This is a genomic window from Arthrobacter russicus (assembly GCF_031454135.1).
Taxonomy (GTDB): Bacteria; Actinomycetota; Actinomycetes; order Actinomycetales; family Micrococcaceae; genus Renibacterium; species Renibacterium russicum.
Genome location: NZ_JAVDQF010000001.1, coordinates 1 through 13,511 on the forward strand (window position 1 = coordinate 1; position 13,511 = coordinate 13,511).

At 66.0% G+C, this 13,511-nt stretch carries 12 protein-coding genes and 1 pseudogene; 5 read left to right on the forward strand and 8 right to left on the reverse strand.

The window, feature by feature from the left end; translation table 11 throughout:
- Nucleotides 1-122 precede the first annotated feature (122 nt).
- Entirely contained in the window at nucleotides 123-1,271 is a 1,149-nt protein-coding gene (locus JOE69_RS00005; protein ID WP_309794990.1) for a thiolase family protein, read from the forward strand.
- Between the two features lie 12 nt (nucleotides 1,272-1,283).
- Here JOE69_RS00005 and JOE69_RS00010 read toward each other — a convergent pair whose 3' ends face one another.
- The 3 genes from JOE69_RS00010 to JOE69_RS00020 are packed head-to-tail and all read right to left on the reverse strand — an operon-like array spanning nucleotide 1,284 to nucleotide 3,278.
- Entirely contained in the window at nucleotides 1,284-1,925 is a 642-nt protein-coding gene (locus JOE69_RS00010) for an energy-coupling factor transporter transmembrane component T family protein (protein ID WP_309794992.1), read from the reverse strand.
- The gene (locus tag JOE69_RS00015) at nucleotides 1,926-2,648 is read right to left on the reverse strand and encodes an energy-coupling factor ABC transporter ATP-binding protein (RefSeq protein ID WP_309794993.1); all 723 of its coding nucleotides are present in this window, start codon (nucleotides 2,646-2,648) and stop codon (nucleotides 1,926-1,928) included.
- Nucleotides 2,649-3,278 (reverse strand): biotin transporter BioY, encoded by a 630-nt coding sequence (locus JOE69_RS00020; RefSeq protein WP_309794995.1) that lies wholly within the window; start codon nucleotides 3,276-3,278, stop codon nucleotides 2,649-2,651.
- A gap of 641 nt (nucleotides 3,279-3,919) precedes the next feature.
- Here JOE69_RS00020 and JOE69_RS00025 point away from each other — a divergent pair.
- Nucleotides 3,920-5,611, forward strand: a pseudogene (locus JOE69_RS00025) (alpha/beta fold hydrolase); the annotation flags it as partial.
- 682 nt (nucleotides 5,612-6,293) lie between these two features.
- On the opposite strand, the gene JOE69_RS00030 reads toward JOE69_RS00025, so the two are convergent.
- Entirely contained in the window at nucleotides 6,294-7,646 is a 1,353-nt protein-coding gene (locus JOE69_RS00030) for a serine hydrolase (RefSeq protein WP_309794997.1), read from the reverse strand.
- A gap of 359 nt (nucleotides 7,647-8,005) precedes the next feature.
- Here JOE69_RS00030 and JOE69_RS00035 point away from each other — a divergent pair, with 359 nt between their 5' ends.
- The gene (locus tag JOE69_RS00035; RefSeq protein ID WP_296362094.1) at nucleotides 8,006-9,604 is read left to right on the forward strand and encodes an ABC-F family ATP-binding cassette domain-containing protein; all 1,599 of its coding nucleotides are present in this window, start codon (nucleotides 8,006-8,008) and stop codon (nucleotides 9,602-9,604) included.
- 10 nt (nucleotides 9,605-9,614) lie between these two features.
- Here the strand turns inward: JOE69_RS00035 and JOE69_RS00040 are convergent, their stop codons facing one another.
- Genes JOE69_RS00040 through JOE69_RS00055 form a run of 4 tightly spaced genes read right to left on the reverse strand, consistent with a single transcriptional unit; the run spans nucleotide 9,615 to nucleotide 11,698 of the window.
- Nucleotides 9,615-10,109 carry a YbaK/EbsC family protein gene (locus JOE69_RS00040; RefSeq protein WP_309794999.1) on the reverse strand — a complete coding sequence of 165 codons (495 nt, stop codon included), beginning with the start codon at nucleotides 10,107-10,109 and terminating at the stop codon, nucleotides 9,615-9,617.
- Nucleotides 10,102-11,061 (reverse strand): SURF1 family cytochrome oxidase biogenesis protein, encoded by a 960-nt coding sequence (locus JOE69_RS00045; RefSeq protein ID WP_309795001.1) that lies wholly within the window; start codon nucleotides 11,059-11,061, stop codon nucleotides 10,102-10,104. Before JOE69_RS00045 ends, JOE69_RS00040 begins: the two co-directional genes overlap by 8 nt.
- Nucleotides 11,061-11,300, reverse strand: a complete 240-nt coding sequence (locus JOE69_RS00050) for a hypothetical protein (RefSeq protein ID WP_309795002.1) — start codon at nucleotides 11,298-11,300, stop codon at nucleotides 11,061-11,063. The genes JOE69_RS00045 and JOE69_RS00050 overlap by 1 nt, the downstream gene beginning before the upstream one ends.
- Nucleotides 11,297-11,698 (reverse strand): DUF3099 domain-containing protein, encoded by a 402-nt coding sequence (locus tag JOE69_RS00055; RefSeq protein ID WP_296361725.1) that lies wholly within the window; start codon nucleotides 11,696-11,698, stop codon nucleotides 11,297-11,299. Before JOE69_RS00055 ends, JOE69_RS00050 begins: the two co-directional genes overlap by 4 nt.
- Nucleotides 11,699-11,895: 197 nt before the next feature.
- Here JOE69_RS00055 and fabG point away from each other — a divergent pair, with 197 nt between their 5' ends.
- Complete coding sequence (gene fabG / locus JOE69_RS00060) at nucleotides 11,896-12,618, forward strand: 3-oxoacyl-ACP reductase FabG (RefSeq protein ID WP_309795005.1); 723 nt, start codon at nucleotides 11,896-11,898, stop codon at nucleotides 12,616-12,618.
- A gap of 50 nt (nucleotides 12,619-12,668) precedes the next feature.
- Nucleotides 12,669-13,412, forward strand: a complete 744-nt coding sequence (locus tag JOE69_RS00065) for an SDR family oxidoreductase (protein ID WP_309795007.1) — start codon at nucleotides 12,669-12,671, stop codon at nucleotides 13,410-13,412.
- The last annotated feature ends 99 nt before the right edge of the window (nucleotides 13,413-13,511 follow it).

The following is a 13,511-nucleotide window of genomic DNA, read 5'->3' on the forward strand; positions in this document are numbered from 1 at the left end:
CGGGGTCCTGGCCGAATACAAGATCCCCGGCTTGTTCTTCGAACTGCGGGAACTGCCGCTCGGATCCTCCGGAAAGCTCAACCGGGCGCAGTTCGCGGAATGGATCGCCCGGGGAGACCAGCGTGTCCGGCGAATCGGCTGACCGGACCGCGGTCGTCGTTGCAGCCCGGCGCACCGCATTCGGCCGGGTCGGTGGCCTGCACGCGGGATTGGGCGCAGCCGAACTGCTGGCCCCGTTGCTCACTGAACTGGCCGCGGCATTGCCCGGTGCCCCGGATGACGTGCTGATCGGCAATGCCGTGGGCGGGGGCGGGAACCTGGCCCGGCTGGCGAGCCTGCGCGCCGGACTGCCGGTCCAGGTTCCGGGCGTGACCGTAGACCGGCAATGCGGCTCCGGACTCGAAGCGGTGATCCAGGCCTGCCGGCTGATCCAAGCCGGCGCCGGATCCGCGTATCTGGCCGGTGGCGTCGAGAGCATCAGCACGGCTCCGGCCAGGGCGAACCGGCGCGCGGACGGCAGCTTGGAATTCTTCGACCGGGCCCGGTTCGCGCCCGCCGAACTGGGTGATCCGGACATGGGCGTCGGTGCGGAGAATGTCGCCGGGGCCTTCGGCATCAGCCGGGAACGTCAGGACACCTTCGCCTTGCGCAGCCATCAGCTCGCCGCGGCCTCGGCCGCCGGATTCCGTGCCGAGATTTCGGGTCCGGCGGCAGACGAATGCCCACGCGGCCGGATGACGGCTTCGGTGCTGGCCCGATTCCCCGCCGCGTTCGTCCCAGGCGGCACCGTGACCGCGGGCAATTCCTGTCAGGACGCCGACGGGGCAGTGGCCTTGTTGGTGCTTTCCCGGCGTCGGGCTGAAGCGCTGGGCTACGCCGGCGGATTGGTGTTCCGCTCCGCGGCAGCCGCGGGAGTGGATCCGAATCTCCCCGGAATCGGAGCCGCGGAGGCGATCCGGAAACTGGGTGGTGTTCGGGCTGCGGGATTGATCGAAATCACCGAAGCCTTCGCCGCCCAGGTGCTCGCCTGTGCAGATCTGCTCGGTGTGCCCGAGCAGCAGCTCAACCTCAGTGGCGGGGCTTTGGCGCTCGGCCACCCCTATGCTGCTTCCGGTGCCCTGCAGGTGCTGCGCCTGTTCGGACAGTCAGCCGAACGCGGACCGGGAACGGAGTCGATCGCCGCGATCAGCATTGCCGGCGGCCTCGGGCTGGCCACGCGCTGGTGCTGGGAAGCGCTGAACGCGGGGGACGCCGGTCAGCCGAGCAGCTAGTCGCCCAAGCCGCTAGTCGCCCAAGCCGCGGGCGGCGAGCGCTTCGCCGGTGGATTGCGCCAAGCCCACCGTGGCGATCACGGTAGGCAGCACATGGGCACGGATCGAGCGCTCCAGGCCACGGGCCTTGGCAGCGTCGTGGACGTCGGCATAGGAGCCCAAGAGGTAGGGGATGCTGCGGAACATGATGCTCACGGTGAGCGCGAACTTCTCATCGTCCACGCCGAGCGGTCGCAGTGGCCGGACCAGCGCAGCCAAGCCGTCGAGAACTTCCTGCACCGGGGTGCTGAGGCTGAGCAGGCCGGCCGCGTAGACGCAGCTGAGCAAGACCGCGACGAGGTTCACCGCGACGGGCCAGCCTTCGGTCCAGCCTTTGCTCCAGAACTGGTATCCGGCCAGGAAAACCAAGACCGGCCAAAGCAGCTTCAGCGAGCCCATAAGGCTGCGCCAGGACAGTCCGGCCAGCGGGTAGCAGGCCACCAAACCGGCAAGCAACAGCAACACTGGCAACCAGCCGGGCGGCCAGAGCAGCGGGAGCAGGTAACAAAGCGCGCCGACGGCGGCCATGCCCAGCAGTTTGACCAGATACGGGGTCCGGTGCAGCCAGGAGTTTCCCGCCTGGTACTGCCCGATCAGAAAACTGTGCCCTCGCATTCAGGACTCCTGCCGCGGCCAAATCTCAGAACCGGCCAGTTCGCGGTAGCGTTCGATGCCCGGCCCGGGGGCGCCGTCGAAGGCGATGCTTCCCCGGTCCACCCACAAAAGCCGGTCGGCACCGGCAGCGAAGTCCAAGTCATGGGTCGCGAAGACAATTTGTTGATCCAGGCCGCCGAGCAGCTGCCGAAGCCGGTGCGTGTTGGCCAGGTCCAGCAGCGTCGTCGGTTCGTCCAGGACCAGCACCTCCGGCCGCACGGCCAGGACGCTGGTCAGGGCGACCAGCTGGCGTTCGCCGCCGGAGAGCGAATAGACGCTGTTGCCGGCAAGCCCGAGCAAACCGAACCGCGCCAGCCAGGATTCGGCGGCCGCCCGTCGGGCCGTCCGGTCCGGGTATTGCCGTCGCAGGGAAAGCTCGACGTCCTCCAGAGGTGTGGGCATGACCAATTGCGAGAGCGGGTCGGTGAACATGAACCCCACCGAGCGGCGAACCGCGGGTCCGTCCTTGGCGGTGTCCAGACCGTTGACCGTGACTGAACCGGCGCTGGGCCGGACCAGGCCATTGACCAACCGGAGCAGCGTCGACTTGCCAGAGCCGTTCGCGCCGATCACCGCGATCCGGTTTTCGGTCAGGTGCAGCGAAGTCGGGGCCAGCAGCTCCAGGTCCGCCGCCGCATCAGCGGCCGGTACGTGGACGGTCGCCGCGCTGAATTCGATCGGCATTCAGCGGTTCCGCAGCAGCTGGGGGAATGCCCGGTGCAGGCTCAACGCGAGCAGCACCGCGAGCGCGATTTTCACCAGGTCGCCCGGGATGAAGACCGCATCGGCAGTGATCGCCGCGGTCAGGCCGAGCTTGCCGTTGAGCATCATACCGACGATGCCGAGCGCGTGGTTGAGCAGCAGGCCGGCAATGCCGGCAATGCCGAGCCAGAGCGCCCGGGCCCGCAGATTCCGCCGGATGACGATTCCGGCGAGCAGCCCGACCAGCGCCGCAGCCAACGGGAAGCTCAGGATGTAGCCGGCGCTCGGGCCGGCCAGGATCGCCAGGCCGCCGCGGAATCCGGAAAAGATCGGCAGGCCGAGCAGGCCCAGCAGGGTGTAGAGGCCGACGGCGGCGAAGGCGCGGCCGGCGCCCAGGAGCAACCCGGTCAGTGTGATGATCAAGGTCTGCAGCGTCAGGGGCACGCTGAGCACGTTTCCGATCTGCAGCGGCGGCACCACCGCGGCGACTACCAGCAGGGCGGCGAAGACCGCGATCAGCGACAGGTCCTGGGCGCCCCAGCGACGGCGGACCGATCGGCCGGCGACCGCGGTACGGGCCGGAGTGCTGAGCGGGGTCGGATGCTGCGTCAAGGGGACTCCTGGGCTGGCTGGCCGGGAATCGCTGATTCCCGGTTTGCCGGTTCGCGGCCGGCAACGGATGGTGCGGATCGAACTCATTGAACGTAGTTCAATGATGATACAGCGGACCTGGCCGGGTGGCCGAGCGGGCTCGATGCGATCCGTTCTTGTTAATAATGTGTAAAGCCATTGACCTGTGACCTGGAACACGGAATCATCGTGCTTCGGAATCTTCGCCGGTTGTTCTTCTGGCGTTTGAAATCGATTCCACCATCATTTGCGACCATGTCGCGGGCTCAACCAGGCAATCGCCGTCGTCAGCCCGGGCACAACCAAGGGGAGCGTTCTTGAGCAAGATCTTGAAAAAGACTGCGCCGGCGAGCTTGATCGGTTTAGTCATCCTGTCCGCCAGTGTGCTGTCCGGAGCGGGCGCCGCAGTCGCCGGTCCGGGCGCGCCCACTGCGACGGCCCCGGCAGCGCGCCCGGCCCTGCCCCAGGCGCTCAGCGCAGAAGGACTGCTGTCCCGCCAATCGATAGCCACCTGGGCTCCCGGAGCCTCCGCGTCCTCGAAAACCACGGCTCCGGGGAAGACTGCGGATGCCGGTCGGCGGTTGCCACTGGACCCGAGTGATCCGATAATCCAGGGCGAAAAGATGCCGGCCGATCAAGGCCTCCCGGACAGTGCGCAGCAGTTCGCTGTGCCCGGTTCGGCCGGGAGCTTCAAGTTCACCCGTCCGGTCAGCGGCGGCACGAGCACCGGTGCGGTGCCGGCCGGGCTCGACGAGTTTTACGCGCAAAAGGTCTCCTGGGGTTCCTGCACCCCCTTCGATGCTTCGAACTTCCGGGGCTGGATCGATTATTTGGCGCAACGCGACCCGTCCAAAGGATTGGCTGCCAGCTGCGCTTACGTGATCGTGCCGGTCGACTACAAAAACCCCTCCGGGCCGACCGCAGCGATCGCCGTGGCCAAAGCCTCCACCGGCCTGGGCGCGGACGGCAAGCCCAAGCACGCATTGTTCGGAAATGCGGGCGGGCCGGGGCAGCCGTCTTTGCCATTCACCGGACAATGGGCCGGCCAGTACCGGAACTCGTTGGCCGATTACGACATCGTCGGCGTGGACACCCGGGGCGCCGGTGCTTCGTTGCCGCAGATCCGGTGCGCCACGGACAAGTTCCTGCAGGCCCAGTCCGAGGGGATGGACGGGCTGGCCAGCACCACCGAAGGTTTGGCCAAGCTGGACCAGATCAACCGGGCCAACACGGAAGCCTGCTACACCAACACGGGCTTGGGCTTCCTGAATCCGGACGGCACGAAGTTCAGCGCCGAAACCTACTTGCCCAAGGTGAGCGTGGACGATGAAGCCCGCGACATGGATGTGATCCGGTCGGTCCTCGGAAATGCCAAACTGAGCTATCAGGGCGGATCGGACGGAACCGGCGTCGGCTACACCTACGCCCAGGAATTCCCGGAGAGCACCCGGGCGATGATCCTCGACTCGCCCGAGAACCCGTTCGAGAACAACCCGGCGGAAGCAGCCAAGTTCCAAGACATCACCGGGCATCCGAAAGCCGATCCCTATGCCCAGGACCGGGGTTTCCAGGACACCTTCAACCAATTCGCGGCCAAATGTGCGCAAGACGACGGCTTCGACTTCGGCGGCACGAAGGTGCCCTGCGCCCTAGGCACGAATGCGGACCGGGCGACCCTGATCGGTGCCTACCAAGCGATTGCGCAGAAGGCCTTCGGCGGCACCACCTACTACAGCGAGTCACTCAACCGGCCGTTGAGCTTCAAAGACTTCACCCAAGCCACCACCGGCGCGCTCTACGGGTCGAGCAACTGGGCCCAGTTGAACGCCGGGCTGGCCGCGGCCAAGGAAGGCGGAGACGTCAAGGACCTGTTCGAGCTCAGCGACGGCTATTACAGCTGGGATGGCAAGAGCTCGTACCCCTTCTTCGTGGTGGCCACTTTCCCGACCATTGCCTGCCAGAACTTCACCGCGGACGCGACCGATATCACGGCAAAGGGGTCCTATGCGGCTGCGCCCTACAAAAACCCGGGCAACGACGCGGCCACCGGGGTGCAGCGCGACGGATTGGACAGCAGTTTCGGCTGGTGCGATTTCTACCACACGAAAAATCAGAAAGCCTTGGCCCAGTCGGTGAAGGCGTTGCCGAACATCTTGGTCGTGGCCTCCTCGCACGACCCGGCGACGCCCTACGTGGGCGGCGTGGTGATGGCCAAAGGGCTGGGCGCCAGTTTGCTGACCGTCGAGAACCCGCAGCACATCGCCCTCGGCCGGAACATCACCTGCGCCAACCAGATCGCCGAGACCTATTTGAAGGACCTCACGGTCCGCACGGATCTGCCCGGCAAAACCGGAATCCAGGTGCTCGATCTGAGCCAGCGCCCGATCGACATGGACAAGAACGTGGTCGGCAACCAATGCCGGGTGGATACTGCGAACCGGCCGGTGCCGACGATCGCCCCGGCGGCTGCGGTGGTCGGAGCCAAGGAGGCGGTTCAGCTGACCGCGAGCGGTTTGGTGCGCGGCGCGGCCTACCGGTTTGCGCTGACTGCCGCGGACGGCGCGGAGCTGCCCGCCGACGCCGCGGCGAAGCAGTACCCCGCGGATGCAGACGGTCGATTGCAGATTCCTGTGACCCTGCCGGCCTCGCTCAACGCCGGTCAGTACGGATTGGCGTTGGTCGGAACCGAAGACGTGAATCGCAAGATTCCGGTGGCGCCGGGCGTGCTGACCGTGACCAAGGCGCCGCCGGTGCTCAACGTCGTGAAGCCGAGCTTGCCGGCCGGAACTGAGCAGACCGTGACCGGAAGCGGATTCGACGCCGGTTCGGTCCTGGCGTTGCAGTTCCATTCGACTCCGGTCGACCTGGGAAATGTCACGGTCGGCGCGGACGGCACCTTCAGCAAGAGCTTCGCGATTCCCGAGGACGCCGAGCCCGGCAGCCACAAGATCGTGGCGGTGGCGGCTGACGGAACCGCCGTCGAAAGCGGGTTCCAGGTTACCGCGAAGCTGCAGCCGCCGGTGTTGCAGCCGACGGGCAGCGACGGCGGTGCACCGGCTGCCGGTGCCGGGGCGGCGGGCCCGAACCCGGACCTGGCCGTGACCGGTGCCGGCGGCATGGTTTGGGCGTTCGGCGGCATCGGCACCGCGATGCTGCTACTCGGCAGCCTGGCCATGGTCTTGGTGCGGCGGAGCCGGGGAGCCGCGGCCTAGCCGAGGCGGACCGGTATCCGGATGCCGCGCTGCCGAGTTTCGGCAGTGCGGCATCCGGAGGTATTGCCGAAACCGCAGGCCGGCCGTCCTCGGTTTCGCGGGCCGCATTGGCGCCGTCGAGCAGCACCGGCGGTTCGGACTCCGCGCGGGTGGTCATGATCTGGTCGATTTGCGCGCCGAATTGCCCGATCTTCTCCGTGTTCTGAATCGGCGGCTCGCCTGCCTCGGCCAGCGGTCGATCGGCGTCGATGTACCGGGAACCGAGGTTGGAGGTGAAGGCGATGATGTAGTTCCGTTCGGTTTCGCCGGGCAGGGATTCGACGATGCCGGCATCGGAGCTATTGATCTCGGTCCAGCCGTTCTTGTGCGCGAAGGTAACCTCGGCCTGATCATTGCAAGGCTGCACGTCGGATCCGAAGTCGCCGATGCCCGGCAACACGATGTCCCCGGTCTGCGGATCGGTTCCGGTGAGCTGGAGCATGCCGAGACCCAATGCCCGGAACTCGGCATTGAGCGGATCAACTGGGTCCTCATCGTACAGCAGCTTGATCAGGGCCCAAGTGGCGTAATTGTCCGAATAGGTGATCATCTGGCTGAAGAAACTGCTGATCGGTTGCGATGAAGCTCCGACGCAGTCGGTACTGGGTCCCTGCGGCGCATAGTCGTAGACGTCGTCGAGCGAGATAGCGCCCTGATCGACCAAACGGAGGACCCCGAAGGCGACCAGCAGCTTCAGCTGCGACCCGGGGTAGGGGATCATGAACTCGGTTTCCGGTTCCGCGGAGCCGGGCAGCAGTGCGGTGCCGCCCAGACCGCCGTTGTCGGCCCAGAGCGCTTCGTCCCAATCGGTCCAGGTCACGGCGGTGCCGGTGGAGAAATTCTGGTCGATGGGGAGCACCAGGCCGTCCGAGTAGGCGGGGCTGGTCAGAACATTAGCGGCAGCCACCGGGGCCGAGGGGTCTAGCACCTCGGCGTCCAGCGGAGCCTCGGTGTCCAGCGGAGCCTCGGTGTCCAAGACTTCGGTGAAATTCTGGGACACGATGGCGGCCTGCAGTTTCTCTGCGAGGGACGATTGCTCTGGCTCGGCCTGGGTCGCTGGTGTGGTGGGTTCCGGAGCCGAAACCTGCGCTGCGAGCATGGAATATAACCCCACAACCAACAGGAGGGCCAAGAGCAAAGCTCCGGATAAAGCGAGTTTGAGCGGAGAGTTCATGTTGTCCAATGGCCGCGCGTTCCGGGCCGATGCGGCCACCGCTCGACTCGTTCGGTGGTTCGGCGCCGACGTGCTGTCCGGAGAATCAGGTTCATTCGAACGTGGCAATCTGTGCTGTGCGCGTATTGTGGCCCAGGGAAAAGGCTGTTGTGGGATGGCCGGTGGCCGCGTTGTGCCGGTGCTCGGTCGGCAGCGTAGACTGGACAAGCTTTTGCGTGCCCGTCGTCGTGTTCCGCACCGCACACCGCGCCGCCGCCCAACTCCCCACCGCTAAGGAAATCACTGTGATTACCGTCCAAGACCTTGAGTTGCGCGCTGGTGCGCGCCTGTTGATGGATGAGGTGTCCTTCCGGATCGACAAGGGCGACAAAATCGGTTTGGTCGGACGCAATGGCGCCGGTAAAACCACGCTGACCCGAGTGCTGGCCGGCGAGGGCTTGCCGGCCGCCGGCAAAGTGACCCGCAGTGGCGAGATCGGCTACCTGCCCCAGGACCCGCGGACTCCGGATATGGAGCAGTTGGCCCGGGACCGGATCCTGGCCGCCCGTGATTTGGACAAGGTGGTGACCAAGCTCCGTACCGCCGAAGCCGAAATGGCCTCCGAGGACGACAAAGTCCGGGACAAGGCGATGGCGCGCTACGACCGTCTGGAACAGGAATTCCTGGCCAACGGAGGTTACGCCGCGGAGTCCGAAGCCGCTGCGATCTCGTCCAACCTGGCGTTGCCCGAACGGATCCTGAACCAGCCGCTGCGTACCCTCTCCGGTGGCCAGCGCCGTCGGGTGGAGCTGGCCCGAATCCTCTTTTCCGGTGCCGAGACCATGCTCCTGGACGAGCCGACCAACCACTTGGACGCGGATTCCATCACCTGGCTCCGGGATTTCCTGAAGAACCACCAAGGCGGCCTGATCGTGATCAGCCACGACGTGGAACTACTGGAAGCGACCGTGAACAAGGTCTTCCACCTGGATGCCAACCGGGCCACGATCGACCAGTACAACTTGGGCTGGAAAAAGTACTTGGAACAGCGCGAGACCGATGAGCGCGCCCGCAAACGGGAACGCATCAACGTGGAGAAAAAAGCCACCGTGCTGATCGATCAGGCCAACAAGATGCGGGCCAAAGCGACCAAGGCCGTTGCTGCGCAGAACATGGCCCGCCGGGCCGAACGGATGCTGGCCGGCCTGGCGGAGGAACGGACCTCCGACCGGGTCGCCGCGTTGCGCTTCCCGGATCCGGCGCCGTGCGGCAAGACCCCGCTGACCGCGGAGGGGCTGAGCAAGTCCTACGGTTCGCTGGAGATCTTCACCGACGTCGATTTGGCGATCGACCGCGGGACCAAGGTCGTGGTGCTGGGCCTGAACGGCGCAGGCAAGACCACCTTGCTGCGGATGCTCGCCGGAGTCGACAAGCCGGACACCGGAACGGTGCTGCCCGGGCACGGCCTGAAGATCGGGTATTACGCCCAGGAACACGAAACTTTGGACACTGATCGCAGCGTCTTGGAAAACATGCGTTCGGCAGCGCCCGAGCTCCGGGACGCCGAAGTGCGCGGGATCCTGGGTTCCTTCCTGTTCTCCGGCGACGACGTCGAGAAGCCGGCCGGGGTGCTCTCCGGCGGCGAGAAGACCCGGCTGGCGCTGGCGACGATCGTGGCCTCGAGCGCAAATGTGCTGCTGCTCGATGAGCCCACCAACAACCTGGATCCGGCCAGCCGGCAGGAGATCCTCGGCGCGCTGCGCAATTACACCGGATCAGTGGTTTTGGTCAGTCACGACGAAGGCGCGGTCGAGGCGCTCAATCCGGACCGGGTGGTCTTGTTGCCGGACGGCGTGGAAGACCACTGGAGCGAAGACTACCTGGACCTGATCACCCTGGCCTGAGGCCCTGGTTTCAGCGCACTTGCAGTGGCTGCGCGCCGGTGATCCGGAGCAATTCCGGGTACTCGATGGAAAACATCGAGAGGTGGTCGCCGGCACCGGCCCAGAGTATCGGCTGTTCGGCCAAACTGGCGTCGACGATGGTGCGGATCGGCCGCGGGTGGCCCAAGGGAGCCACTCCGCCGACGTGCTGGCCGGTGTGCTCGAAGACGAAGGCCGGGCTGGCCCGGCGGATTTTGCCGCAACCGAGCAGGGTCGCGACCAATCCGGTGTTCACCCGTGCAGCGCCGCTCGCCACAATCAGCAATGGTTCTGCGGCCAACTCGAAGATCAGGCTGTTGGCGATCGAGCCGAGATCGCAACCGAGCGCCTTGGCCGCGGCCTCGGCGGTCGGCACACCGTCGTCGAGCGTCACGATGCGGTCTTCGGCGCCGGCAGCCAGCAGGGCCTGGCGCACCAAGCCGACCGGATCGGGCAACTCGGCGCCGGGGCCCGGCGAGTCAGCCACGCAGGGTGTCCTGGGTTTCCGGCCGTGCCGCTTGCGGCCGGGGCGTCGGCGATGTCCGCATCGGAGCCTGACCGCCCTCGAAGCCCTGGGCATCCAGCATCGCATCCTCTTCCTGCTCCGCGCTGGCTTGCCTGCGGTGCCGCCGGGCCGCAGCCTTGGCGGCGTTCTGGAATGCCGAGCCGCGACCCAGCTCGTCTTCCGGTTGCAGGCCGCCTTCGGCTTCCAAGCGATTGAGCTTGGCCTGTTGGAAGGCGATGTAGCCGAAGCCTATGAAGAACAGCACGCCGAAGGCGAACCATTGCATGGCGTAGGACAGGTTGGTGCCTTCATTCACGCTGGGCACCAGGAAACCCGCCGGGTTCTGGGCTGCGGCCGGAGTTTCCTGGGCCATCTGCAGGTAGGCGCCGGTGAGCACCGGATAGCTCAGTTCCCGGGCATAGGCCGGCAGGTTGATCGAGGCGATCTGCCCCTCGGGCGCACCCCGGGCCAATTCCGGCTCGCTCGGCTTCAGCCGGCCGACGACGGTGATCTGGCCGCTCACCGGTTCCGGGATCAGATCCGGGCGGCCGGCTTCCTGGTTGCCGATCGGCAACCAGCCCCGGTCGATGATGACGGTCTCGCCGGTGACCAACCGGAACGGGACCACGACTTCGTAGCCTGGTTGGCCGTTGAGCGGCCGATTCCGGACCACTCGCTGGTCGCTCACCTGATAGCTTCCGGTGAGCTGGACCTGAGTCCATTCCTTGGCCTGGTCGAACTGGCTGAAAACCGGTTTCGCGGCTTCGAAACTGATCGGTGCCGCCGAATAGTTGTTGGTGATCCGGGTGATGTTCTGCACCACCTCGGCCCGGCGTTCCATCTGCCAGACGCCCAGACCTGCGGCGACCGTGGCGAAGAACGCAGCCAGCACGAAATAGCCCAGCCAACGCCTGCTGAAGAGGAAGCGGTACATCAGTGCCCCGCTTCGCCGTCGATGGCAACGGTGTCCCGGAAGAAGCCGCGCAGTTTCAAATAGTCCTCCAACCATTCCCGGTGTTCATCACAGGCCGACCAGATCTTGAGCCGTTCCGGTGTGTGCACTTTCGGATTGTTCCAGCGCAGATTCCAGCGGGCACCCGAACGGCACCCTTTGCGCGAGCATTGTGCGGCGACCGGCCCGTCCGCGGTGCCGAGGCTGTCCAGGAAACTCATGCGGCGCCGTCCTGCTGGGCCGGCGGCGGATCCGCTTCGGCATCAGGCACCACTTCGCCCTGCAGCAGCACCGGTTCGGGTTCCGGGGCCGGCTCGTCCGCGGCCGGCAGCTCGGCTTGCGGCGCGTGGTCCAGCAGAGCGTTCTCATCCGGGCTGACCGTATCCCCGCCGCCATTGGCGATGATCACTGCGAACCACGGGATGAACACGGCGCCGAGGATCGGCAGCACTTTCCACCAGCCGGGAACCACGAAGAGCAATCCCAGGCAGACCATGCGGATTCCCATCGCTACGCCGTATTTGACCATCCGAGCGCGCATGTCTTCGCTGTGCGCGGTGTGCGCGCTCGTGATCTTCGCTACTTCGTCGCCTTGGCTCAAGGTCTGGTGTCTGCTCACTGAGGTCTGTTCTGAACGGAATCGGGATTCGTCGTCGGGCCGGGATGCAGGCCCATCCCATTCTCCCACCGCTTGAGTCCGCGGACAAACAGGCGGCGCCCTTGGCGTGCCCGGCCTCGCCTCGGCAGTTCCCGGGCCCGGAACCGATAGGATCTTAGGCGAGCAAGCGAATCGGACAAGAGGAACAGGTGCAGGAGATGGCTGACGCCGCAAACGGCCGCAGTGTGTTGATCACTGGCGGAAATCGGGGGATCGGCTTGGCGATCGCCGAGGCTTTCCTGGCCAACGGGGACCAGGTCGCGGTGACTTTCCGCAGCCAGACGGAGCTGCCGGAAGGGATCTTGGGCGTGCAGGCCGATGTCACCGACGAAGCCAGCGTCGATGCTGCCTTCAGCGCAGTCGAAGCCGCGCATGGGCCGGTGGAAATCGTGGTGGCCAACGCCGGGATCACCAAGGACACCTTGTTGCTGCGGATGAGCGAGGACGATTTCACCTCGGTGATCGACACCAATCTCACCGGTGCTTTCCGGGTGATCAAGCGCGCATCGCGGGGCATGATCAAGCTGCGCAAGGGACGGGTGATCCTGATTTCCTCGGTGTCCGGGCTGTACGGCGCGCCCGGCCAGATCAACTACTCGGCGTCCAAGGCGGGCATGGTCGGAATCGCGCGTTCGCTGACCCGGGAACTCGGCTCGCGCAACATCACCGCGAATGTGGTGGCGCCCGGCATGATCCGGACCGATATGACGGACGAACTGCCCGAGCAGACCAAGCGGGACTACCTCGCTGCGATTCCGGCCGGGCGGTTCGCCGAGGCTTCGGAGGTCGCCGACGTGGTGCGCTGGCTCAGCAGCGACGAAGCCGGCTACATCTCCGGTGCGGTGATCCCGGTCGACGGCGGACTGGGCATGGGCCATTGAGCCCGGCGGATCAAACGGATTTTGAGGAAGCATTCAGGAAAGGCAGCAAAATGGCAGATTTGACCGGCAAAACGGCGCTGATCACCGGTTCTTCGCGGGGGATCGGGGCCGATGTGGCGAAGTTCTTGGCCGCCGAGGGTGCAGCCGTAGTGGTCAACTACCGGCAGAAGGCGCCGCGCGCGAACAAGGTCGTGGCGGAGATCGAAGCCGCCGGCGGCAAGGCGGTTGCGGTGGGCGCAGACCTGACTGCGGCCGAGGGGGTCAAAGCCCTGGTCGACGCCGCAGTGTCGAATTTCGGCGGCCTGGATTACTTGGTGCTCAACGCATCCGGCGGCATGGAGACCTCGATGGGTTCCGACTACGCCTTGGCCTTGAACCGGGATGCCCAAGTGGCGATGCTCGAAGCTGCTGCGGAGGTGATGCCGGCAGGATCCCGCGTGGTATTCATCACGAGCCACCAAGCGCACTTCATCAACGACGTCGCCACGATGGACGCCTACGAGCCGGTGGCGCGCAGCAAGCGCGCCGGTGAAGACGCGTTGCGAGCTTTGATCCCGGATATGGACGCGAAGGGGATCAGTTTCGTCGTGGTCTCCGGTGACATGATCGAGGGAACGATTACCGCGACCTTGCTGGACCGGGCGCAACCGGGTGCCATCGAAGCCCGCCGTGCGGATGCCGGACGGCTCTATTCGGTCGCCGAGTTCGCCGCCGAAGTGGCCAAAGCGGTAACCGCCGACCTGCCGACCGGGCACACCGAATACGTCGGCGGCGCGGAGTCGTTCCGCAAATAGCCGCTCCGCCAACCGCAGGCCCGTCCAATTCGCCGGTTCAGTGGGCAGAGACGTCTGAGCCCACTGAACACCTGAGTTGGACGGGCCTGCGGCGTCGGT

Coding starts and splice junctions, on each gene's coding strand:
- JOE69_RS00010 (WP_309794992.1), bottom strand. CDS start 1,925: ATGCGAGGGCACAGTTTTCTGATCGGGCAGTACCAGGCGGGAAACTCC.
- JOE69_RS00015 (WP_309794993.1), bottom strand. CDS start 2,648: ATGCCGATCGAATTCAGCGCGGCGACCGTCCACGTACCGGCCGCTGAT.
- fabG (WP_309795005.1), top strand. CDS start 11,896: ATGGCTGACGCCGCAAACGGCCGCAGTGTGTTGATCACTGGCGGAAAT.
- JOE69_RS00030 (WP_309794997.1), bottom strand. CDS start 7,646: ATGCTCGCAGCGCAGGTTTCGGCTCCGGAACCCACCACACCAGCGACC.
- JOE69_RS00045 (WP_309795001.1), bottom strand. CDS start 11,061: ATGTACCGCTTCCTCTTCAGCAGGCGTTGGCTGGGCTATTTCGTGCTG.
- JOE69_RS00050 (WP_309795002.1), bottom strand. CDS start 11,300: ATGAGTTTCCTGGACAGCCTCGGCACCGCGGACGGGCCGGTCGCCGCA.
- JOE69_RS00065 (WP_309795007.1), top strand. CDS start 12,669: ATGGCAGATTTGACCGGCAAAACGGCGCTGATCACCGGTTCTTCGCGG.